Source organism: Streptomyces sp. NBC_00316, assembly GCF_036158715.1.
GTDB lineage: Bacteria > Actinomycetota > Actinomycetes > Streptomycetales > Streptomycetaceae > Streptomyces.
Map to the genome: position 1 here is coordinate 5,791,882 of NZ_CP108023.1, position 15,029 is coordinate 5,806,910.

Here is a 15,029-nt window from a genome sequence, read left to right on the forward strand (position 1 = left end):
GTCACAGAAAAGGGCTATGAGCGAGGCTTGACATGAGTCATCAAGGCGCGTTCACAGCCCCTTTCGGTGGCTGAAGAGACGCCATCCGCGCCGTTGCGGGCCTGGTCGGCGACCGCGCGGCCACTCGATGACCACCGCTGACGTCGTGTGGTTGATTGATATCGTCCGCGAATGACCAGTCGTAGCCGCGACCGCGTTGCAGACGTCCGCAGCGTCGTGAATGCGCACATGCCCGACTACCAGGTCGACTCCGTCGTACAGCTCGGCGAGGGCTTGGACAACCTGGCGTACGAGGTGAACGGTGAGCTGGTCGTGCGCTTCAGTAAGGAGCCCGACCTGGCACGGCGGGCCGCCCTGCTGAACCACGAGGCCCGCGTGCTTGCTGCCGTCGCCGACGTTTCGCCGCTGCCCGTGCCCCAGCTGACGTTCACGGTCGCGGAGCAGGGTTGTCTGGCCTACTTCAAGCTTCCCGGCGTGCCACTGGTGGATATGCCGCGGCACCAGCGATCGGCCCACGGCACGCCGATTGGCGCCACGCTCGGTGAGCTACTCACTGCGCTGCATGCTGTTGCGATCGATCGGATGGCTGTGGAAACGGGCCACCAGCCGGTGGCCGAGTGGCGACATGAGGCCACGGAGAACTATGTGACGGTGGCCGGGCAGGTACCGGCGGCGCAGCGCCGATCCGTCGAGGCGTTCCTGGACGCCGCACCACCACACGATGGCTGTACCCCAACGTTCTCCCACAACGATCTGGGGATCGAACACGTTCTCGTCGACCCGGTCGCATGGACGGTGACCGGCATCATCGACTGGAGCGATGCCGCCGTCGTCGATCCGGCCTGCGACTTCGGGCTGCTCTACCGCGATCTCGGTCCCTCGGCTATCCGCGCCGCCATCAGCACCTATCGAACCGACGCCAACGACGTCGCGGCTCTCAGCGAGCGTGCCTTGTTCTATGCCAGGTGCAGTGTCTTCGAGGATCTGGCATACGGTATCGAGACGGAACAAGGCAAATACGTCGACAAGAGCCTTGCCGCGATGGAATGGCTGTTTCCGTCGTAGCCGCCTCATCCCGACCGAGCCGCCAGAGACATCAACCCGCCGGGAGAGAACCAGCACTGTGAACGCGGCTTGACATGGATCAAGCCGAGCTTCCTGTGGATGATGTACCGCTGCGGGTGGGCGACGAAAGCCGGGCAGGAGACCGTCCTGGCCATCGAGATCACCCGCGACGGCTTCGAGTGGGCATTGCGCCATGCGTGCCTGTCGAGCTACGTGCGCGGGCTGCACTCCGACCGCAGCACCTGGCAACGTCAGCTCAAGCGCGCACCGACCCGCGTCCAGTGGGACCCCGAGCGTGACCTGCACCTGCGCCCCCTGACGTACCGCTCACTCCAACTCGGGCTCTCCGGCGAGGCCGTACGGCGTTACGCGGACGAGTGGACGGTGGCCATCAGCGATGTGACTCCGCTCGCCCGGGAGATCCACGACCTCGTACGCCGCAGCGAGCTGGACGCCGCCGCGGGACTGCTGCCCCAGGAGCACCCCTACCCCGCCGGGGACGAACCACTGGCCGCCCTGCACCCGTGACGGACGAGTTCACCGAACAGCCGGGCCGCCTACGGATCACATGGCGGCACAGGCTCGCCGGGACGGGGGGCGAGCGGAGTACCCGTTCGAAACCGACTGGCCTGGCCGACGGGAATCGCGTCGGTGCCGGAGGTAGTCGGAGCAGTAGCCGAACCGGCCCGGGTCCGGCCCGACCGGCCGTGGCACCGATCGTCACTGACGCGGTGCCACGGCCGGGTCGTCCTGCCGAGGCAGCAAACGTGGCCTCATTCGTTGCACATGCCGCGCGTCGTCCTACCACTCCTGCCTGACCGCCGGGCCGCGAGGAACGGGAGGTCGCGAGCGGAGACCGCGGGGAGGAACATCGGAATCACGTAGGCAAGGTGGTGGCTATGGGGACGCCGTCGATGCGTTTCAGCGAGAGTGCTGAGGATCCGTTCGCCCTCGGGCGTGGCGCCTCGGCTGTACTCGACGACCAAGGCACCGTGGTCGGCTGGAGCGCACGTGCACAGGAGTTGCTGGGCTATCCGGCCAAGGAAGTGATCGGTCGGGCGTGGCAGGACCTCCTGGTCGACGCCCGTGACCTGCCTGTCGCGCGGTCCGTCGTCGTAGACGCCATGAGGACGGGGGGCTGGTTCGGGGTCCTGCCCGTCCGACACCGCGACGGACGGCGTGTGGAGATGGGGTTCCGGGCCCGTGCGGTCACTCGGGACGGGGACAGTCGGGAGTGGGTCCTGGTCGGAGCCCCAGCCGCGGAGGTCGGCGCCTGGCAGCGGGACCGTGCGCTGCTGGACGGCCTGTACCGCCGGTCCCCGATCGGTCTGGTCACTTACGGCCCGGACAGGAGGGTGATTCGGGTCAACCGTGCGGTCGAAAAGGCGAGCGGCGTCCCGGCCGAGGCGCCGGTGGGCCATCGCCCCCGCGAATTCATGGTCGACGAGGACGCGGGCCCGGCCGATGAGCGGGTACGGCACGTCCTGGAGACCGGCGAGCCGTTGATCTTCACGGAGCAGTCCGCCCGGGCACGCCACGATCCAGGCCGGGAACGGATCGTGTCCGTCTCGGCGTTCCGCATGGAAGACCCCTCGGGCCGGGTTCTCGGCGTGGCCGAGACGATCGAGGACGTGACCGACCGCCACCGGGCCCAACGCAGGCTCGCCCTGCTGAACGAGGCGAGCGTCCGGATCGGAACCTCACTGGACGTGACACAGACCGCTCGGGAACTGGCCGAGGTGGCCGTCCAGGGCCTGGCCGACTACTGCTCGGTGGACCTCCTCAAGCCGGTGACACTGGGTGATGAACCGGTTTCCGGTGCATCAGGTCCGCTGCTCCGAGCTGCCCTCTCTCCCCCGGAACACCGCGTCCCGTTCCAGGAAGGCGATGTGGTCCCGCTGCTTCCGGAATCTCCGCAGGCGCGGTGCCTGTACGAGCGTCGCCCGATTCTCGAAGGACTGCTGCCGCTGCGCCCCGAGTGGTACGCCATGGACCGGTGGCGGATCGGGATTGCCTTGGGTCTCGGAGTCCATTCGCTGATCGCGGCGCCGCTGGTCGCGCGCGGTCTGGTACTGGGCGTAGTGAGCCTGTGGCGATCGCGCCATTCGGAGCCTTTTGAGGACGACGATGCCGCCGTGGCCCAGGAGCTTTCCTCGCGTGCGGCCGTCTGCATCGACAATGCGCGCCGCTTCACCCAGCAGCAGAGCGCCGCCCTGACTCTGCAGCGCAGCCTGCTGCCGAGCGCGGCATCCGACCTGCCGGCCGTCGAGGTGGCCTGCCGATACCTCCCGGCGAGCGGTGAACCGGGCATCGGCGGTGACTGGTTCGACGTGATCCCGTTGTCAGGGGCCCGGGTCGCCCTCGTCGTGGGAGACGTGGTCGGCCACGGGATCCACGCTGCGGCCTCCATGGGCCGCCTGCGCGCCGCCGTGCGCACCCTGGCCACCCTCGACCTGGAACCGGACGAGGTGGTGGCGCGGCTGGACGATCTGGTCAGTCTGCTGGCCACCGAGCTGGAGGCGAACACCGACGGCAATAGGTCGGCGATCGAGCAGATGATCGGGGCCACCTGCGTCTACGCAGTCTACGATCCGGTCTCCCGGCACTGCTCCCTGGCACGCGCCGGCCACCCGGCACCGGTGATGACCACGCCGGACGGCCGGGTGACCGTGCTCGACCTGCCCGCAGGCCCACCGCTCGGACTGGGCGGACTGCCGTTCGAGACGTGCGACCTCGACCTCCCCGAGGGGAGCCTGCTCACGCTCTACACCAACGGTCTTCTGGCGGCGCGCAACGGCGACATCGACGTCGCGCTGGAGCACCTGCACGAAGGTCTCACCAACTCCACCGATCCCCTGGACAGCACCTGCCATGCCGTGGTCGAAGCGCTGCTGCCCAAGGAGCACGTACCCACCGACGACATCGCGCTGCTCATCGCCCGTACCCGGGTGCTGCCCCCAGAGAATGTCGCCACATGGCAGCTGCCCCTGGAAGCGACCGCAGCTGCCCGTGCCAGGCAGCTGACGACGGCGAAACTGACCGAATGGGGGCTGACGGAACTGGCCTTCACCACCGAGCTGGTCGCCAGCGAGCTCGTCACCAACACCTTCCGGTACGCGGCCGGCCCCGTCACCCTGCGCCTCATCCGCACGCATTGCCTGATGTGTGAGGTGTCCGACACCAGCCACACCTCCCCTCACCTCCGACGGGCCCTCAGCACGGACGAGGGCGGCCGCGGGCTCTTCCTGGTCGCGCAGCTCACGGAGCGGTGGGGCACCCGCTACACCCACGACGGCAAGACCGTTTGGACGGAGCAGCCTCTCCCGCACGCATGACCCGCGACGAGGGCGTGTCTGTTCCACCAGGTGCTGTCGCGGCGGATCAAGCCATGGGAGTCGCTCGGCCTCAGCGGCCGGACGAACCGGTCAACCACGTCTTGAGCTGTCCTCCGGCGGCTCTTCCCCGGAGCGTCACCGGCACGGCCTTTGACGACACCGCCTCACTGCCGTCGCTGAACACCCAGGACTCGCCCCCGCGCACGACATCCCATGGCCGAGTCCGAGTCCGAGACCGGACCTGTGGCCTCCGCCCCCGCCTGCTTCGCCGAGTTCGCGTGCCACCCGTACGGACGGGCTCATGCGGACTGCTCCCCACCCGCATCCTCGCCCGATGGAGAGAAGCCCCGGCACGACCGATGAGTCTCCACGTCCGCAGGCGTCTACAGGTGTGACAGTGCCGACCAGGCACGAAAACGAGGAGACGAAGCATGAGCACCGAGCAGACCACCCCGGCCAACGGCTTCTCCTACAAGCTGACCCGAACGCTCGACGCCTCCGCGGTGAAGGTGTGGCAGGCGTGGACCACTCCCGAGCAGTACGCCCGGTGGGCTTACGCCGTTGCCGGCTCCGTCGAGATGGACGTACGGCCGGGCGGAGCGTGGAAGGCCACGATGGCCACGCCCGACGGCGGACAGTTCCCGCTGACCGGCTCCTATCTTGAGGTCGCCGAGAACCGCCTCCTGGTGGTCGGCATGGACGTACCCGGCAAGCCCGCGCCCGCAGCCATGACCGTGGAACTCGACGAGCAGAACGACCACCACACGCAGATCTTGCTCCACCAGGCCTGCGACACCGCCGAGGAACGCGACATGGCCGAGCAGGGCAGCACCATGCTCCTCGACAGCCTGAGTGCCTTCCTGGCCGATGAGGCGAGGAACTGACCCCGCGCGGAGCCGCCAACCGCCCGCGCGACGTCACCGTGCTCACCCGGGAGTTCCACGCCCACGTGCGGTCCGGCCGGCTCGACGCGGCAGCGGCGCTTCTGCCGCAGGAGTCGCCGTATCCGACGGGCGCCGCACCGGTGCCGGTGCCCAGCGGCTGACGGGCGGCGATCGGCTGGTCCTGGTGGCGCAGGGCACGAGGGCGTACCGCGTCCGGAGTACGGCGGGGGAGCGCCGTACGCCTCAAGGAGGCCCGGTACTTCCCCCGTTGCGGCGACCCGGGCCCATGGGGCGGGCGCTTAGGGTCGAGAGATGCAGACCCCTGACTCCCGATGGCGCCGGTGGACCCGCGGACGCGCCCGATGGGCGGCGGCCCTGGCCGCGCTCGTCGTGCTGGCGGGCGCCGGTACCTGGACCGCGGCGGCCGACGACAGTGCGCCCGCGGTGCACCGCGAGGACCGCATGATGCGGATGGACGGGGTGTCGATCGACACCTCGTACTTCACGTCCGGGGGTTCGGGGCGCCGGCCCGCCGTGCTGATAGGGCACGGCTTCGGCGGCTCGAAGGACGATGTGCGGGCGCAGGCCGAGAAGCTGGCCGGAGCCGGGTACGCCGTGATGACCTGGTCGGCCCGTGGGTTCGGGAAGTCCGGCGGAGAGATCTCGCTCAACGCGCCCGACCGCGAGGTCAGGGACGTGTCCGCGCTGATCGACTGGCTGGCCCGCCGGCCCGAGGTGAAGCTGGACGCCGAGGGCGACCCGCGTGTCGGCGTCACCGGGGCCTCGTACGGGGGCGCGGTCTCGCTCCTCGCCGCCGGGTACGACAAGCGCGTCGATGCCATCGCACCGGTGATCACCTACTGGAACCTCGCCGACGCGCTCTTCCCCGGCGGAGTCTTCAAGAAGCTCTGGGCCGGGATCTTCATCACCTCCGGCGGCGGCTGCGAGAAGTTCGAGAAGCAGCTGTGCGCCATGTACGAACGGGTCGCCGTCTCCGGGAAGCCGGACGTCGCCGCCCGGAACCTGCTGACCGAGCGCTCCCCGTCCGCCGTCGGCGACCGCATCAAGGTGCCCGCGCTCATCGTGCAGGGGCAGACCGACTCCCTCTTCCCGCTCGGCCAGGCCGACGCCATGGCACATGCCATCAGCCGGAACGGCGCACCCGTCTCGGTCGACTGGATCGCGGGCGGACACGACGGCGGGAACATGGAGAGCGGGCGGGTCGAGAACCGGATCGGGTCATGGTTCGACCGGTATCTGAAGGAGGACAAGGGCGCCGACACCGGACCCGGCTTCCGCGTCACCCGTACCGGAGGCGTCGACTCCACCGATGGCGCCGCACTCCAGCGCGGCGCGACCAGTGACCACTACCCGGGGCTGTCGAGCGGCGAGCGGCAGATCGCGCTCACGGGCGCGGGCGGCGGCGGTCAGGTCGTCATGGGCCTGGGCGCGGCCGCGAACAACGGGCAGAACGGCGGGCAGAAGGGCGGGCAGGACCGGACGGCCGGCGCGCCCGCGGGCCGACGGACGCAGACCTTCCGCAACCCGGCCGGTGCCAACCCGCCCGCCATCTCCGCCGTCCCCGGCATCGGCGGCGGCCTCGCCCAGCTCTCCACCCTCGGGGTCGGGCTCTCGCTCGACTTCCCCGGCCAGTACGCCCGCTTCGACTCCGCGCCGCTCGACACCTCGATGCGCATCACCGGCTCACCCACCGTCCGGGTGAAGGTGACGGCCGGGCACGGCGACGCGGTGCTGTTCGGCAAGGTGTACGACGTGTCGCCGGACGGGCGTCAGCAGGTGCTGCCCGCCCAGCTCGTCGCCCCCTACCGGATCACACCCGCGCAGCAGAACAGGCCCGTCGAGCTGACCCTGCCCGCCGTCGACCACGCGCTCGACGCCGGACACCGGCTCCGTCTTGTTCTCTCCTCCACCGACCTCGGCTACGCCTCACCGGCCGAGCCGACCACCTACACCGTCTCCCTCGACGGACCGATGTCCGTCCCCACCGCACCCGCGGTGAAGACCGCCTCGGCCGGGCTGCCGTGGTGGACCTGGGGACTTCCGGCCGCGGCCGCCGTCATCGCGCTCGCGCTGCTGCTCACCGCGCGCCGCCGCTCCGCGACCCCCGCCCCGGACCCGGCGCTCGCCGACGTCCCCCTGCAGATCACCGGCCTGTCGAAGAAGTACGCCGGGTCCTCGGACCGGTACGCGGTCGAGGACCTGTCCTTCCGGGTCGAGAAGGGCCAGGTCCTCGGGCTCCTCGGTCCGAACGGAGCGGGCAAGACCACCACTCTGCGGATGCTGATGGGGCTCATCGGCCCCGACGACGGCGAGATCCGGGTCTTCGGGCACGCCATCCGGCCGGGCGCACCCGTGCTGTCCCGGGTCGGGGCGTTCGTCGAAGGGGCGGGCTTTCTGCCGCATCTGTCCGGGCGCGCCAACCTGGAGCTGTACTGGCAGGCCACCGGCCGCCCCGCCGAGGACTCGCACATCGAGGAGGCCCTGGAGATCGCCGGACTCGGTGACGCGCTGGCCCGCGCCGTGCGGACGTACTCGCAGGGCATGCGGCAGCGGCTCGCCATCGCCCAGGCCATGCTCGGCATGCCGGACCTCCTCATCCTCGACGAACCGACCAACGGCCTCGACCCGCCCCAGATCCGCGAGATGCGGGACGTGATGATCCGGTACGCGGCCGGAGGCAGGACCGTCATCGTCTCCAGCCATCTCCTCTCCGAGGTCGAACAGTCCTGCACCCACCTGGTGGTCATGGACCGCGGCCGGCTGGTCCAGGCGGGCCCGGTCGCCGAGATCACCGGCTCCGGCGACACGCTGCTGATCAGCACCGCCGCGGAGGTCGCCGAACCGCTGGTGGACAAGGTCGCCGCGCTGCCGGGCGTCGGCTCCGCGGTCCGTACGGACGACGGGCGCGGGCTGCTCGTCCGGCTGGACGGCGCCACGTCGTCGTCCGCGCTGATCGCCGAACTGGTCAGGCTCGACGTGCCGTTGACCGGTGTCGGACCGCACCGCCGCCTGGAGGACGCGTTTCTCACCCTGATCTCCGGAGGCTCCGCATGAGTGCCGCAATCGATGTCACCGACGCCGCCGAGGCGCGCGGATACCGGGCGCGGCACACCCTGCCGCTGCGCGTCGAGGCCGTACGGCAGCTGCGCAGGCGCCGCACCCTGGTGATGGGCGGGGTGCTGGCGGCTCTCCCGTTCGTCCTGATCATCGCGTTCGCGATCGGGGGCACCCCGGGCTCCCGTGGCGGCGGCGACCGGATCACGCTGATGGACACGGCGACCGCATCCGCCGCGAACTTCGCCGCGACCTGCCTGTTCGTCTCCGCCGGGTTCCTGCTCGTCGTGCCGGTGGCGCTGTTCTGCGGGGACACCGTCGCGTCCGAGGCGAGCTGGTCGTCGCTGCGCTATCTGCTGGCGGCGCCCGTGCCGCGGGCCCGGCTGCTGTGGAGCAAGCTCGTCGTGGCGCTCGGCTTCAGCCTGGGCGCGATGGTGCTGCTGCCGGTCGTCGCACTGGCTGCGGGAGCCGCCGCGTACGGCTGGGGGCCGCTCGAACTCCCCACCGGCGGCGCACTCGCGGCCGGCGACACCGTGCCGCGGCTCGCACTCGTCGTCGCGTTCATCTTCGTCTCCCAACTGGTCACCGCCGGGCTGGCGTTCTGGCTGTCGACCAAGACCGATGCCCCGCTGGGCGCGGTCGGCGGCGCGGTCGGACTGACCATCGTGGGCAATGTGCTCGATGCCGTCACCGCACTGGACTCGTGGCGCGAATTCCTGCCCGCGCACTGGCAGTTCGCGTGGGCGGACGCGCTCCAGCCCGACCTGGAGTGGGGCGGCATGGCCAAGGGGGCGGCGATCTCGGTGACGTACGCCCTGATCCTGTTCGCCCTCGCGTTCCGAGGGTTCAGTCGTAAGGACATCGTGTCCTGACGTCGATGTTCCGCGGCGATTCACGGTCTTCGTGCCCGCCGTTGCCGCATCGAGACCCATCCGCAACGTCTTCGTCTGCTCCCTGGCGCCGCCCCGGACGTCACATTCACAAGTGCTGACGCGACGTTGGGGGTAGGGGATGGAACGCCGTACGTACACAAGGGCGTACGCCGGGGCAGGCGCCAGGATGCTGGGTCTGCTGCTGGCGGGCGGGATGCTGCTCACCGCATGCGGGGGCGGAAGCAGCGTGGACAAATCGTCGGCCGACGGCGCGAGCGGCAGGCAGGGGACGAGCGGGGGCGGCCAGGTCGCCCCCGCGCCCGCCCCCGAGGCGTCGGGCGAAGGAGCGCAGAAGACGGAGGACGGGCGGCAGAAGCGTGTGGCGCCGGACTATCTCTCCACGTTCGCCCTGGACGTGGACACCGCCAGTTACGGGTACGCGCGCCGCAGGCTCGCCGACGGCTACCTGCCGGAAGCGGAGACCGTACGGCCCGAGGAGTTCGTCAACAGTTTCCGCCAGGACTACCGGCGGCCCGCCGGCAACGGCTTCTCGGTGACGGTCGACGGGGCCCGGACGGACACCGGCGGGGGCGCGGGGGCCGGCGACTGGTCGCTCGTACGCGTCGGCCTGGCCACCCGCATCGCGGACGAGCACGGTGAACGCCCGGCCGCGGCGCTCACCTTCGTGGTCGACATCTCCGGCTCGATGGCCGAACCCGGCCGCCTCGACCTGGTGAAGAAGTCCCTCTCGATCCTCACCGACGAACTCCGCGACGACGACTCCGTCTCCCTGGTCACCTTCAGCGACGAGGCGAAGACCCTGCTGCCGATGACCCGGCTGCGGGACCACCGCGGAAAGATCCGCGACGCCGTCGACTCCATGGAACCCACCGACTCCACCAATGTGGAAGCAGGCATCCGGCGCGGTTACGAAGAGGCGGTCGACGGCCACCGCCAAGGCGCCAACAACCGGGTCGTCCTGCTCTCCGACGCCCTCGCCAACACGGGCGAGACCGACGCCGACGCCATCCTCGAACGGATCGACGCCGCCCGCCGCGACTACGGCATCACCCTCTTCGGTGTCGGCGTCGGCAGCGACTACGGCGACGCACTGATGGAACGTCTCACCAACAAGGGCGACGGCCACACCACGTACGTCGCCGACGAGACCCAGGCGCGCAAGGTGTTCGTCGACCAGCTCCCCGCCCACATCGAACTGCGTGCACGCGACGCCAAGGCCCAGGTCGCCTTCGACCCGAAGACCGTCCAGCAGTTCAAGCTGATCGGTTACGAGGACCGGAAGGTCGCCGACGAGGACTTCCGCAACGACAGCGTGGACGGCGGCGAGATCGGCCCCGGCCACACGGTGACGGCGCTCTACGCCGTGCGGCTGCGCGACGGCGCCGCCGGGCATGTGGCCACCGCGACGGTGCGCTGGCTGGACCCGAGGACGCGGGCGCCGCACGAGGCGTCGGGGTCGGTCGAGACCGGCGCGATCGGCGGCGGCCTGTGGAGCGGCGACAGCGGCAAGCGGCTTCAGGTGGCGGCAGTGGCGGCGTACTTCGCGCAGGAACTGCGCGGCGACAGGCTGCCCGGTCAGCCGGGACTCGGCGAACTCGCCACACGTGCCTCGGCGTTGGCCACGGCCACGGAGGACAGCTCGGTGCGGAAACTGGCGGACGCGATCGCCCGCGCCGACCGGCTGAAGGGCGGCAGCGGATCGGACGGCGGAGGGCAGCAGGAGGGTGAGATGGACTGACCCGGGAGGGGAGGTCCCTCGGGGGAGGGGCAGTGGGCGGGCTGTGCGGCGGCCGTGCGGAAAGGGCTGCACAGCCCGCTCCCGCCACGCGATGATGTGCGCCATGGCCTCCCTGATGCTCGCGCTCGCCGCCCTCGCCACCGGCCTGTACGCCGGCTTCATGCTGAGCTTCCTGACCGGGGTCATGCCCGGCCTCAAGGCGCTGCCGGACGACAGGTTCGCCGACGCGATGCGCCGCTTCAACGAGAAGGTGCCGGGACCGGTCTTCCTCGTCCTCTTTCTCGGTGTGATCGCCTTCCCGCTCGCCGCCCTCGTCGTACCGGGCGACGGCCGGACCGCCGCCGAGCAGGGTCTCGTCGCGAGCGGGCTGGCCTGTGCGGTGCTCAGCCATCTGGTCACCGCAGCCGGCAACATCCCGCTCAATTCGGCGCTCGCGGCAGCCGAGGGCGGCGACGACAGCGCGGCCCGCCGGGCGTTCGAGTCCCGCTGGAACACCCTCCACCGGATCCGCACGGCGCTCTCGACCGGTGCCTTCGCGCTGCTGGTCGCCGCCGCCGCATAGGGCGGGACCCGCGGGTCGCCGTCGTGTCAGTTCCCGTGGTCACCAGGCGGTCGACAAGCCCGACCACGCACCGACGGTGGCCGCCGCGTAACGCTCCCGGTGGCCGTGCGACGCCGGACGAGGGGCGGCACGCCTCGGAGGCGGCGGGCCGCCTCCGCCAGTGCTCCGCCGGCGCTGTTCCAGCGGTACGCGTGGGCGACTCGTCAGTACACTGAGAAAGTACAAAACACTCATTCCGGGTGCCCTGCCCTACGCGGGATCGCGGAGGGAAAAGTGAGCGATGGCTGAGCAGCTCCTCATGGACGAGGCCGGCGCGGCGCGACTTCGGATGATCATCGAAGCAGGGAGTGAACTGGGGGGTGCCGATCTCCTGGGTTTTGCGCTGGAACATGCCGTGACGGAGGCCGACGGCCTGGGCGGGATGGTGCATGTACGGAGCCCCGGAGGCCGGGGGCTGCTGCTGATGGCGTCCAGCGGGCTGGTCCGTACCGTGGCCAAGGACTGGGAGGGTATCGACGAGCACGGCGCGACCGCGCCCGCTCGTGCGGTGACCGACGGTGTGTCGGTATGGCTGCCCGCCACCGACGGCTGGGAGCGTGACGCTCCGCTCCTCCCGTCCGAGCCTGATGGAGCGGGGCCCGTACAGGGCCCCTCATCAGGCAGCACACCCGAATCGGGCACCGGCGCCCGGTGCCATCGGCCCCGCGCTTCCGCCCCCTGGTCACCCACCTCCGCGCTCCCGGACGGCAGCGGACTGCTGGCCGTTCCGCTGATCACCCCGGGCGGGGCGGTCGGCGCGCTGTCCGTGCTCACCGTCGGCAAGGGGCAGCCCACGCCGCAGCAGCAGGGGGCCGTCGAGGTACTGGCCGCCTGGGCCGCACTGCGGCTGCGGGAGCAGAGGACGGATACGGATCGGGAAGGCGCCGGCCGGGTGCGTGACGATCCGCCCGTCACCCGGCTGCCCACGGAACCGCACGGCCCCCAGCTCCGGCAGGCGCTGGAAGCGATCAAGGTGGGGTCCTGGGAATGGGACCTCGACACGGGGGAACAGCTGTGGGACGAGTCGACCCTCGCCGTTCTCGGCATGCAGGGACAGCCCCCGAGACAGCGGTTCGAGACCTGGACCGGGCTGGTCCACCCCGATGACCTGCCGTGGCTTCTCGTCGAGATCGACCAGGCGATCCGCAACCGCCGGGTGTCCGACGTGGAGTACCGGATCCGCCGCCCGGACGGGAGTTCGGGCTGGGTCACCTCGCGCGGCCGGGTCCTGGCGGGGGAGGACGGCGAGCCCGACCGCATGGTCGGCACGGTGTGGGACACCACCGAGAGCCGTACCGCCCGGGACCTGGTGCGACGCGCGCTGCGGAACCTGAGCGAGGCGTTCTTCGCGGTCGACAGCGCGTGGCGGATCACCTTCGTCAATCCGGAGGCGGAACGTCTGCTGGGCACCTCGTACGCGCTGCTCGGCCGGATCCTGTGGGACGCGCTCGCCGACATCGGCGTCGACGCCATGGGACTCGGCCTGGAGGCGGCCTACCGGCGGGCCGTCGACAGCGGTACACCGGGCGGGTTCGACGTGCGGTGGCCCACCAACCGGCGCTGGTACCACATGCGGCTGGTCCCGATGACGGACGGCCTGACGGTGTACCTCGCCGATGTCACCGAGAACCGTTCGCAGGAGGCGGAGTCCGCCACGGCGGAACGCGTCACGGCCGATCGCAACGCCCGGATCAGCGAACTGACCGGCGCGCTCGCCGAGGCCCTGACGATGCAGGACGTGGTGACCGCCACCGCCGAGCGGGTCATGGCGCCGTTCGGCGCCTCCGGCCTCGTCTTCCATCTCATCGAGGACACGACGGTCCGGGTCGCGGGGGCGGTCGGATATCCGCAGTCGTTCCTCGCGACGGTCGACGGGGTGCCGGTCTCCGACATCGCCCCGATCGACGAGGTGCACCGCACCAGGGAGCCGACGTTCGTCGACTCGGCGGAGGAGTACATCGAACGCTATCCCGAGAGGGCCATCTCCCCCGCATCGGTGAACAAGGCCGCCTGGGCCTTCCTGCCGCTGATCGTCTCCGGCCGTCTCGTCGGGTGCTGCGTCATCTCCTTCACCGAACCGCGCCACCTCGGTGGGGAGGAGCGGGGCCTGCTCATCACACTCAGCGGACTGATGGCGCAGGCCATCGAACGCGCCAGGCTGTTCGACGCCGAGCACACCCGGGCCCAGGAGCTCCAGCGGGGACTGCTGCCGGACATCCTGCCCGCACTGCCCGCCGTGGCCTCCGCCGCCCGCTATCTGCCGGCCAACGAGGGCGTCGAGGTCGGCGGCGACTGGTACGACGTGATCCCCCTGTCCGGCGCCCGGGTGGCGCTGGTCATCGGCGACGTGATGGGACACGGCCTGGCCCAGGCGGCCACCATGGGCCGGCTGCGCACCGCCGTACATACGCTCGCCGACCTCGACTTCCCGCCGGACGAGCTCCTCAACCGCCTCAACGACGTGGTCAACGACCTCGGCGACGACTTCTACGCCACCTGCTTGTACGCCGTGTACGACCCCGTCACCCGTACGTGCACGTTCGGCTCCGCCGGACACCCCCCACCGGCGGTCGTGTACCCGGACGGCACCACCGAATTCCTCACCCGCCCGCCGGACCCGCCGCTGGGCGCCGCTCTCCCGCCGTTCGAGACCACCGAGGCGGTCCTCCCGGAGGGCAGCCTGCTGGTGCTCTACACGGACGGGCTGGTCGAATCCGCCACCCAGGACATCGACCGGGGGATGGTCCACCTGGCGAAGGCGCTGGCCGCCGGGGGCCCCGTACCGGACGAGGACGAGGCCGCGTCACTGGAGCGGCTCTGCGACGACGTCCTGGCCGAGCTGCTGCCGGGCCAGCAGCTCACGGACGACGCGGCGCTGCTCGTGGCCCGCACCCGTGCGATCCCGGCCGACTCCATCGCCGGCTGGGTCCTCTCCGACGGCCCGATCGCCGCGCAGGAGGCCCGCCACCACGTACGGGACAAGCTGGCCGACTGGCAGCTCGACGAACTCGCCATGACCGCGGAACTCCTGGTCAGCGAGCTGGTCGGGAATGCCGTCCGGTACGGCAGAAGCCCGATCGGCCTGCGCCTGCTCCGGGCGGAGGGCCTGATCTGCGAGGTCTCCGACGGCAGCCTGACCACACCCCGGATCCGCCATGCGGCCGAGACCGACGAGGGCGGCCGTGGCCTGCAGCTCGTCGCCGCGCTGGCCCAGCGCTGGGGCGCGCGCTACACCGCCACCGGCAAGTGCATCTGGACGGAGCAGACGGTGCCCTGACCGCTGCGGGGCCGTTTCCGGCGGGCGGGCCGGTCGCGGGGGCGTGCGCTTGATCGCGTACGGCAAGAAGGTTACGCACGGCAGACGCCCCCGAGCGGGCCCGTTGACGGCCCTCTCAGGGGTGCCCTGACACTGCTGTCCCGATGGCGGTCGACCCGCCA

Annotated in this window: 9 protein-coding genes; all 9 read left to right on the plus strand. The window is 70.9% G+C overall.

Annotated features, from left to right (window positions below; genetic code table 11):
- Positions 1-171: 171 nt before the first annotated feature.
- Positions 172-1,065, plus strand: a complete 894-nt coding sequence (locus OG878_RS25785) for a phosphotransferase family protein (protein WP_328888973.1) — start codon at positions 172-174, stop codon at positions 1,063-1,065.
- A gap of 30 nt (positions 1,066-1,095) precedes the next feature.
- The gene (locus tag OG878_RS25790) at positions 1,096-1,593 is read left to right on the plus strand and encodes a DUF4291 domain-containing protein (RefSeq protein WP_328891383.1); all 498 of its coding nucleotides are present in this window, start codon (positions 1,096-1,098) and stop codon (positions 1,591-1,593) included.
- A 371-nt stretch (positions 1,594-1,964) separates the two neighbouring features.
- Positions 1,965-4,400 (plus strand): SpoIIE family protein phosphatase, encoded by a 2,436-nt coding sequence (locus OG878_RS25795; RefSeq protein ID WP_328888974.1) that lies wholly within the window; start codon positions 1,965-1,967, stop codon positions 4,398-4,400.
- A 431-nt stretch (positions 4,401-4,831) separates the two neighbouring features.
- Positions 4,832-5,284: an SRPBCC family protein gene (locus OG878_RS25800; protein ID WP_328888975.1), complete on the plus strand. Its 453-nt coding sequence runs from the start codon at positions 4,832-4,834 to the stop codon at positions 5,282-5,284.
- Between the two features lie 312 nt (positions 5,285-5,596).
- On the plus strand, positions 5,597-8,359 hold the full coding sequence (locus OG878_RS25810) for an alpha/beta fold hydrolase (protein ID WP_328888976.1): 2,763 nt from the start codon (positions 5,597-5,599) through the stop codon (positions 8,357-8,359).
- The gene (locus tag OG878_RS25815; protein ID WP_328888977.1) at positions 8,356-9,231 is read left to right on the plus strand and encodes an ABC transporter permease; all 876 of its coding nucleotides are present in this window, start codon (positions 8,356-8,358) and stop codon (positions 9,229-9,231) included. The genes OG878_RS25810 and OG878_RS25815 overlap by 4 nt, the downstream gene beginning before the upstream one ends.
- Before the next feature lie 139 nt (positions 9,232-9,370).
- Positions 9,371-10,990 (plus strand): vWA domain-containing protein, encoded by a 1,620-nt coding sequence (locus tag OG878_RS25820; protein WP_328888978.1) that lies wholly within the window; start codon positions 9,371-9,373, stop codon positions 10,988-10,990.
- Between the two features lie 103 nt (positions 10,991-11,093).
- On the plus strand, positions 11,094-11,552 hold the full coding sequence (locus tag OG878_RS25825; RefSeq protein ID WP_328888979.1) for an anthrone oxygenase family protein: 459 nt from the start codon (positions 11,094-11,096) through the stop codon (positions 11,550-11,552).
- A gap of 280 nt (positions 11,553-11,832) precedes the next feature.
- On the plus strand, positions 11,833-14,868 hold the full coding sequence (locus OG878_RS25830) for a SpoIIE family protein phosphatase (protein WP_328888980.1): 3,036 nt from the start codon (positions 11,833-11,835) through the stop codon (positions 14,866-14,868).
- Positions 14,869-15,029 lie beyond the last annotated feature (161 nt).